Here is a 7,491-nt window from a genome sequence, read left to right as displayed (position 1 = left end):
CCCGCCCGCGCCGCCCCGGCCGGCCGACGAGCCGCCGCGGGAGTTGACCCGGGGCCAGGCCGTCACGATCGAGGACCTCGGCCCCTTCGCGGGTACGGTCCGCATCGAGGCCGCGTGGTGGGCGCCCGGACAGGCCGACGGTGACACGGTGGCCCTGGTCCTGGACGACGACCGCCGCGTGGGCGACGACGGTGACCTGGTGTTCTTCAACCAACCGGTGCACGCGAGCGGCGCGGTACGAATGGCCGGCAAGCTCCAGACGGGCGCCGCGGACGAGGTCGAACCGGGCTCCGACTCGGTCGAGATCGACGTCACGACCCTGCCCGAAGGACGCAGTCGGGTCCTGGTCGCGCTCGCTCTGGATGCAACGAGTGGCACCACCTTCGCCCAAGTCCCGGTCACCGTCGGTATCGTCGACCCCGTGACCTGCCGCCGACTCGCCGAATTTCGGTTGAGCGGCGGCGACGAGACCGTCATGATCCTGGCCGAGGTCTATCGGCGCGGCGACTCTTGGCGCCTGCGTGCGGTCGGGCAAGGATATGCGGAGGGCCTGGCAGCTTTGGTGATCGAACACGGGGTGGTGGTGGACGATTGATCCGGCCGAGCTGACGGGGCATCGTAGGATGCGCCGTCGTACGCCCGGGCCACACCCCAGGGGCACCCTGGGTGGGCACGCCCCGCGCGGCTTTGATAGGACTGCCACCATGCCGCGTGTGTTCTCCGGGGAACGGGACTCCACCGATCCCTCCCCGCGTCTCCTCACCGCCGGGCATCCCGGTACCGCCACGAACGAACCGAGCCTTCCCCAGACATGACTGTGAATCCGGTGACTGCCGAAAACACCGCGGACGCGACGTCCGCACCTGTGACCGCAAGCTCCGCCCCGTCCGTGCCGCAGCCGGCCTCCCCCGGCGCGGCGCCCAAGCCCGGGCCCCGTCCCGGCCCCAAGCCTGGGCCGCCCAAGCCCGCAGTACCGCGTCAGGCGACCGCCGCGGGCGCCGGCAAGCCCGCCGCCGGGAAGCCGGCCAAGCCCGGCAAGTCGGCTCCGGCCGCCGCGCCGCGCGTCACGCTGCTTGCCGCGACCGCCGACAACGTCTTCGACGTCGCCGACGACGCGGTCGACGCTCTCCTGGAAGCCGGCGCCGAACCCGGCTCGATCCTCGTCCTGACCACGGGTGGAGCGCACCCGTGGCAGCAGCACGAGGAGACCTTCGGCGCCACGCAGTACTGGCGCCAATACGACGAGGGCAAGGACGTGTTCTACGCGTCGCTGCCCGCGTCGCGTCCGCTGCGGCGGACCACGCTCGTCGTCGTGGTGAACGGATTCGTCGACGAGGCCACCGCCGGGCAGACGCTCAAGGCGGCGCTCACCGCCGGGGCTTCGGTGACCGTGTGCGGCGACATCGAGCGGGTCCGCGCCCTGACCGGCCTCGCGTAGCACGCAGGGGGCCCGTACGGGTCCGGACCGGGCTATCTCGGGCCCCCTGCCCCCGCGAGGGGGCAAGGTCGGCTACGGTTCGTTTCCATGTCGGAATCGCCGTCGATCGCGCAGCTCCTTGACCGGTTCCTCAGCGACCAGGAGGACCGGCTGAAAATACAGCAGTACCGGGCCTGTAGCACCGTCATCGACATGTTGTCGGGCTATCTCAACCGGTACGCCTACACCACCCTGATCGGGGCGGAGCGCCAGGAGTGGGACCGTGCCTTCTCGGCCGGTGACGACCGTGCGTTCTGCAACGTGTTCGGGGTGCGCAAGTTGATCTCCGGGATAAAGCCGTTCCACGCGCAGCACCTGCGTAGTCGGCTCCAGAGCCCGGAACTTGTGCAGGATCACGCGCTGACGGTCACGACCGACCTGGTCGACTGGCTCGCGGCGCGCGGTCTCACCGCCTGATCCGACGCGTTCTCAGGACGCGGAGGGTCGTACCAGGGGAGTGGGCCCCGTCTTCGGCAGGTAACGCACCTGCGGCATCCGTGCCGCGGGGCGGCCCGAGGCGTTGCCCGCTGCCCTGATCGGCGTATGGCGCCCGGTGCGCGTGCCCGGGTACAGGGCCGGGCTGCGGCCGCGGCGCCCGTCGGCCACGACCTGCCAGCCGTCGTCGGCCACCACCGCGAACGCCCCGCAGCGCAGGCCGTGCAGCACGCACGCGTCGTGCAGCCCCCACATCCAGCAGCCGTCGTCCGCCGCCCACTCGCGGGCACCCTCACGACACAACAGCAGCACCGTGGTATGCGTCGGCGTGCCTCGGCGCAGATCGTCGGGGACGATCAGGCGCAGGTTCTTCAGAATCAGATTGCGGCACCGCCACCCGTCGGTGCGCCCGTCGCCGATCGCGAACGACGCGCTGGCGACCGGGCGTTCGCTCGCGTCGAGCACCGCGACCACGGCGGTGCCCGGTTTCGGTGCGTGCAGCGCGTGCAGGCGTTTGATCAGCGTGCGCGGGTCGCGCATGAGCGGGATCTCGCGCGCGCGCCAGGTCGGGGGATCGAGCCAACGGGAGGGAACGGCGCCGGCGTCGGGGCCGACCGCGGCCCGGGAGGCTGTTGCGGCGAAGTGCACGGTCCTCCTTCCGTCCGGGGCGACAGTGGCGCGCGCCCCGCGAACGGACGGCTCGGGACGGGGAGGCATCGCGAGGCCCGCGGGAAAGTGAAGAGAACGCCTTGTCGATTCTTGCGTGCGGTCGGTGAACTCGGCAACACATGCACGTGAGCGTTCGGCTCTCCCACGTGACGATCAGGGGGCGTATCGCGGCGAATCACCCCTCCATCGTGAGCACCAGCGGCAACACCTCGTCGGCTCCCGCCCGGCGCAGCAGCCGGGCCGCGACGGTGAGCGTCCAACCCGTGTCGGTGCGGTCGTCCACGAGGAGCACCGGTCCGTCGAGGCCGGCCAGACGAGCGGCGAGTTCGGACGGGATCACGAACGCGTCGGCGAGCGAGCGCAGGCGTTGCGCGCTGTTGCTGCGCGGCACGGGGCCGCCGGCGCCGGGCACGTATTCGACTCGGCCCAGCCAGGGCATGCGGCCGACGCTCGCCAGGCGCTCGCCGAGGCTGTCGATCAGCGCGCCGCGCGTGTGCGAGGCGATCGTGACGACCGCGACCGGGCGGCGTGCCCAGCCCCACGCCGCGAGCACTTGGACGACGGCGTCGAAGACCGGCGCCTGGATCGGGGCGTCGGGGGCGCCGGCGGCCAGGATCGGGCGCAGCCGGTTGCCCCAGCCGATGTCGGAGGAACGGCCGAGCGCCCGGCCGGCGCCGGCCTGTTCGGTGTCGGGGATGCGGCCTTTGAGCTCGATGCCCGCCTGCGCCATGCCGGTGGGCCACATGCGGCGCGGTTCGACCTCGACGCCGGGGCGGCCGAGCGCGGCCCGGGCGGCGTCCCGCGACGCGGGATCGACCCCGGCGTCGTGGCGCGGCCCGGCGCACACGTCGCAACGTCCGCACGGGGCGGCGCCCGGATCGTCCAGGCAGCGGCGCAGGAACTGCATCCGGCACGTGCCTTGCGACTGGTAGTCGCGCATCGACTGCTGTTCGTGCTCACGGGCCGCGGCCACCCGCGCGTAGCGCTGCGCGTCGTATTCCCACGGGCGGCCGGTCGCCGTCCAACCGCCGCGCACGCGCTTGACCGCGCCGTCCACGTCGAGCACCTTGAGCATCAGCTCCAGGCGGTTGCGGCGCAGGTCGACCAGCGGTTCCAGGGCCTGCGTGGACAACGGTCGACCGGCCGAGGCCAGCGCGGCGATGGTGCGCTCGACCTGTTCGCGGGCGGGAAAGCCCAGCGAGCCGAAGTAGCGCCAGATGGCCTCGTCCTCCTGCCCGGGCAGCAACAGGACGTCGGCGCGCTCGACCGCGCGGCCGGCGCGGCCGATCTGTTGGTAGTAGGCGATCGGGGACTGTGGGGCGCCCAAGTGCACGACGAAACCGAGGTCACCCTTGTCGAAGCCCATGCCCAGCGCCGAGGTGGCCACGAGCGCCTTGACCCGGTTGGCGAGCAGGTCGGCCTCCGCGACCCGCCGCTCGGCGTCGTCGGTGCGGCCCGAATAGGAAGCGACCGCGTGGCCGCGCGAGCGCAGGAACGCGGTGACCTCCTCGGCGGCGGCCACGGTGAGCGTGTAGACGATGCCCGAGCCCGGCAGATCCGGCAGGTGGGTGTCGAGCCAGCCCAGGCGCTCGGCCGCGTCCGGCAGGCGCAGCACGCCGAGCGAGAGGCTCTCGCGGTCGAGGGTGCCGCGCAGCACCAGCGCGTCGCCGTGCGGGTCCAACTGCTCGGCCACGTCGGCGCTCACCCGGGCGTTGGCGGTCGCGGTGGTGGCCAGCACCGGGACGCCCACCGGCAACTCCTCCAGGAGCGTGCGCAGGCGACGGTAGTCGGGGCGGAAGTCGTGGCCCCAGTCGGACACGCAGTGCGCCTCGTCGACGACGAGCAGACCCGTGGTGGCGGCGAGCTTGGGCAGTACCGTGTCGCGAAAATCCGGGTTGTTGAGCCGCTCGGGGCTGACCAGGAGCACGTCCACCGCGCCGTCGGCCACCTCGGCCTGGATCGCGTCCCACTCGTCGACGTTGGCCGAGTTGATCGTGCGGGCGCGAATGCCCGCGCGGGCCGCGGCCTCGACCTGGTTGCGCATGAGGGCCAAGAGCGGCGAGACGATCACGGTCGGGCCCGAGCCGCGTTCGCGCAGGAGGGCGGTGGCCACGAAGTAGACGGCGGATTTGCCCCAGCCGGTGCGCTGGACGACCAGGACCCGGCGTCGGTCGGCGACCAGGGCCTCGACCGCTCGCCACTGGTCCTCGCGTAGTCGGGCGTCGCCGCCGGCGAGGTCGCGCAGGACGGCGTCCGCTCGGGCGCGCAGTGGTGTGGTGGGTGCGGATGGTCCGCCGTCGGGGGTCGTGCCGTCCGTGCTCATGCTCCCTTTGTAGCCGCCATCGGCGACATTGGGAAAAGTGCGACGGATTGCCTGTGGACGACGTCGCGCCCGCGCGGCCGGTCCTTGCTCCCGGCCCGACCTCGGCCCGCTCGACGCACGGTGAACCTCGCCCCGGGCCGGGTGCCGCGCGACGGTCGAGGAAGCGAGACTTCGACGACGCGGGAGCGGACGTGCGCCATCGGGTGCGCGGGTTCGGCGCGGGGGGTGACGCCATGGTGAGAGCCGCAGGGATGACGCAGGGATGACGCGCGGGTGACGCGGGGTTGTGGTGCGCGGGCGTGAGGAGCGGTCACCGCACGCCGAGTTCCGACGTCGGTCAAGCTTTGGTGGGGTTTGATCAACAGCGTCGTAGTTGTCCACAGTCGGACAGTGGGCCCGGCTGGCGGTAACCGGTTGGTCGCAGGCTCGGGGCATGAACGACACCGGTGGAATCGACGAAACATCCTTCACGTCCATGACTCCGCAGTCCGTGTTGCGGGTGCGCTCGCCCGCAGACCTCGTAGAGGCGGTGCCCTACCTGATCGGGGTGCGGCCCACCGACAGCGTGGTGCTGCTTGGGATCCTGCCCGGCGAACGCAGCCGGGTCGGGCCGGTGCTGCGGCACGACCTGCCGCCGCCGGCCGACCACGAGGCCGCCGCACTCCACTTCGCCCGTCTCCTCGGGCGCACCGGTGCGCACGCCGTGGCCGTCGCGTTCTACGCGGACACCCGACCGGACGGCCGAGAGACCTCGAAGGACACGTCGTCGCCGACCCCGGGCGAGGGCGCCGCCGGGCTGCCGGCGGCCGTGGAGCGTCACCGGTCGCTGCACGAGGCGCTTGTCCGGGAGTGTGGGCGGCAGGCGATCGAGGTTCGCGAGGCGGTGTGCGTCACGGCCGGGCGGTGGTGGTCCTACGGGTGTGTCGACGCACGCTGTTGCCCGCCGGAGGGCACCCCCCTGCGCACCGATCGCAGCTCGACGGTCGCCGCGACCGCGGTGTGGGCGGGGCTGCCCGAGCCGGTGGCGTTGGCCGACCTCGTTCGACGGTTCCGGCCACCGGAGTACGCGCTGCGCGAGGTGATGATCGCCGCGTTCGCGCGCGTGCGCGCGGACCCGCCGGGATTCGCCGCGGAGCGCACGCTCGCCTCCCTGGCCGGGCACCGCGCACGGTTTCGGTCCGGCGATACGACGATCGAACCGGAGGAGGCCGCGCGGCTCGTCCTGGGTCTGGGCGACGCTCGGGTGCGCGACGAGGTGATGGGCTGGCACGGCGCCGAGCCGCCGACCGACGATCCCACCCTCCTGAGACTGTGGACCACGCTCGCCCGGCGAGCGTTCGCGCCCGCCTCCGCGGCGCCGCTGACCCTCGCCGCGTGGGCCGCGTGGACGGTCGGCGACGGGGTGCTCGCAAGGGTCGCGGTGACCGCGGCGCTGCGCGCCGACGGCGGCTACACGATGGCCGGACTCCTGCACTCGGCGATCAACAGTCCGCTCAGCGCCGCCGACGTGCGGCGGCGGATCTTCCGCGACGCCGTGACCAACCGGGCGCCGTGACCGTTGGGTGGCGGGAGGCGCCTTTCGACGGGCCCCGGGCCCGAGCGCGACCGGCCGCGGCCGGGGCCGGTCGGCGCCGGAGCCCGGCCCGCCCGCGCGAACCGGGTCTCGCGTGGGGCCACGCACCCGGCGGGGTGCACGCACCGGCGGGCTCGCGAGCAGTGCAGGCATTCGAGAGTGAGTGGGGACGACAGCAGTGACCGTGACCACGACCCCGCACCCCGTCGCGCACGACGCGCTCGTCTGCGTGGACGCGCCGGGCATGGTGATCGGCGGGCGAGACGCGCAACTGCGCGGACACGGCGTCCAAGGCGTCTACCACGACGGCAGGCGCACGCTCTCGCGCAACGTGCTGACGATCGGCGGGACCGAACCCGAACCGCTCTCGGGCCACGTCGTCGCGGCCGGGTCGGTGCGTTACCTCGCGATGCGCCGATTCGCCGCGGACACCACGCCCGACCCCGCACTCGTGGTCGAGCGGACTCGACACGCCGACGGCCGCGAGCGGATCGTGCTGCGCAACACCGGCCGCCGGCCGCTGCGCTTTCCCCTCGAACTGGCCCTGGGCACCGACCTGATCCCACTCGACGCGTTGCGTGCCGGACATCGCCCGATCGATCTGCCCGCGCGGGTCGCGGCCGCCGGGTTGGGGTGGAGCGCGCCCGACGGGATGTCGGTGCGAGTCGTCGCCGAGCCCGCGCCCGACACGGCGCTCGCGGCCGGTGCCACGCTGCGCTGGGACATCGGGCTCGACCCGGCCCGCTCGTGGGCGGTGGAGTTGCGGATCGTCGCCGAGCCCGTGCCGGGCCGGGCGGGGCCGCGCGCGTTCTCGGGGCAGCCGCCGTGGGCCGAGCCGCGCGTGCGCAGTGACGACGTACGGGTCGCGGCCTGGGTGGAGCAGGGGTTGCGGGACCTGCGGGCACTGCTCGTGGTGCCCGGCCCCGACCTGCCGACCGCGCCGCTGCCGATGGCGGGCGCGCCATGGCAGCTGGCCCCGACCGGGCGCGACGCACTGTGGACCGCGCGCACGTT

General features: G+C 73.4%; 7 protein-coding genes. 5 read left to right on the top strand and 2 right to left on the bottom strand.

Translation table 11 applies throughout. From position 1 onward, the window contains the following. The 3 genes from GT354_RS16325 to GT354_RS16315 all read left to right on the top strand — a co-directional run. A partial coding sequence (locus tag GT354_RS16325) for a TerD family protein (protein WP_161357043.1) occupies positions 1–595 on the top strand: 595 nt, incomplete at its 5' end. A gap of 270 nt (positions 596–865) precedes the next feature. Beyond that, positions 866–1,438, top strand: coding sequence for a hypothetical protein (locus GT354_RS16320; protein WP_161357042.1), 573 nt, complete (start codon positions 866–868; stop codon positions 1,436–1,438). A gap of 87 nt (positions 1,439–1,525) precedes the next feature. Further along, entirely contained in the window at positions 1,526–1,894 is a 369-nt protein-coding gene (locus GT354_RS16315; protein WP_161357041.1) for a hypothetical protein, read from the top strand. 12 nt (positions 1,895–1,906) lie between these two features. On the opposite strand, the gene GT354_RS16310 is transcribed toward GT354_RS16315, so the two are convergent. Both GT354_RS16310 and GT354_RS16305 read right to left on the bottom strand, forming a co-directional pair. Next, a complete protein-coding gene (locus tag GT354_RS16310; protein ID WP_161357040.1) occupies positions 1,907–2,560 on the bottom strand; it encodes a hypothetical protein in 654 nt (217 codons plus the stop codon). A gap of 196 nt (positions 2,561–2,756) precedes the next feature. Continuing rightward, the gene (locus GT354_RS16305) at positions 2,757–4,904 is read right to left on the bottom strand and encodes a RecQ family ATP-dependent DNA helicase (RefSeq protein WP_161357039.1); all 2,148 of its coding nucleotides are present in this window, start codon (positions 4,902–4,904) and stop codon (positions 2,757–2,759) included. A 433-nt stretch (positions 4,905–5,337) separates the two neighbouring features. Here GT354_RS16305 and GT354_RS16300 point away from each other — a divergent pair, with 433 nt between their 5' ends. Beyond that, positions 5,338–6,459: a DUF4192 domain-containing protein gene (locus GT354_RS16300; protein WP_161357038.1), complete on the top strand. Its 1,122-nt coding sequence runs from the start codon at positions 5,338–5,340 to the stop codon at positions 6,457–6,459. A 202-nt stretch (positions 6,460–6,661) separates the two neighbouring features. Further along, positions 6,662–7,491, top strand: an 830-nt coding sequence (locus tag GT354_RS16295; protein WP_346012051.1) for a glycogen debranching N-terminal domain-containing protein, incomplete at its 3' end; no start/stop codon positions are given.

Origin of the sequence: Streptomyces sp. SID3343 (assembly GCF_009865215.1) — a bacterium.
Lineage (GTDB): Bacteria > Actinomycetota > Actinomycetes > Streptomycetales > Streptomycetaceae > Embleya.
The sequence above is the reverse complement of the archived record's forward strand: the minus strand, read 5'-3'. Positions and strand labels throughout refer to the sequence as shown.

What these genes read in the sequence shown, in the direction of transcription:
- GT354_RS16315 (WP_161357041.1), top strand. Translation starts at nt 1,526, where the DNA reads ATGTCGGAATCGCCGTCGATCGCGCAGCTCCTTGACCGGTTCCTCAGC.
- GT354_RS16300 (WP_161357038.1), top strand. Translation starts at nt 5,338, where the DNA reads ATGAACGACACCGGTGGAATCGACGAAACATCCTTCACGTCCATGACT.
- GT354_RS16305 (WP_161357039.1), bottom strand. Translation starts at nt 4,904, where the DNA reads ATGAGCACGGACGGCACGACCCCCGACGGCGGACCATCCGCACCCACC.